General features: G+C 66.5%; 1 protein-coding gene. It reads right to left on the bottom strand.

The window, feature by feature from the left end:
* Nucleotides 1-328 (bottom strand): ABC transporter permease subunit (locus U4Z64_RS37470; RefSeq protein WP_415750636.1); only part of this gene is annotated, 328 nt, incomplete at both ends.

Genomic DNA, 328 nt, shown 5'->3' with positions numbered 1-328 from the left:
GTGACCGAAGATCGCGTGCTGCAGCGGGCTCATCGTCGAACGCAGGAATTCCGGGAAGATCGCGAGCAGCACCGCGCCCAGGATCACGCCCGGGATGTGGCCCATGCCGCCGAGCACCACGCACGCCAGCACGACGATCGATTCCCAGAACGTGAACGACTCGGGCGACACGAAGCCCTGGAACGCACCGAACATCGCGCCCGACAGGCCGCCGAACGACGCGCCCATCGCGAACGCGAGCAGCTTCACGTTACGGGTGTTGATGCCCATCGCTTTCGCGGCGATTTCGTCTTCGCGGATCGCGGCCCATGCGCGGCCGATACGCGAG

This window comes from Burkholderia sp. BCC1996, assembly GCF_905339955.1.
Classification (GTDB): domain Bacteria; phylum Pseudomonadota; class Gammaproteobacteria; order Burkholderiales; family Burkholderiaceae; genus Burkholderia.
The sequence above is the reverse complement of the archived record's forward strand: the minus strand, read 5'-3'. Positions and strand labels throughout refer to the sequence as shown.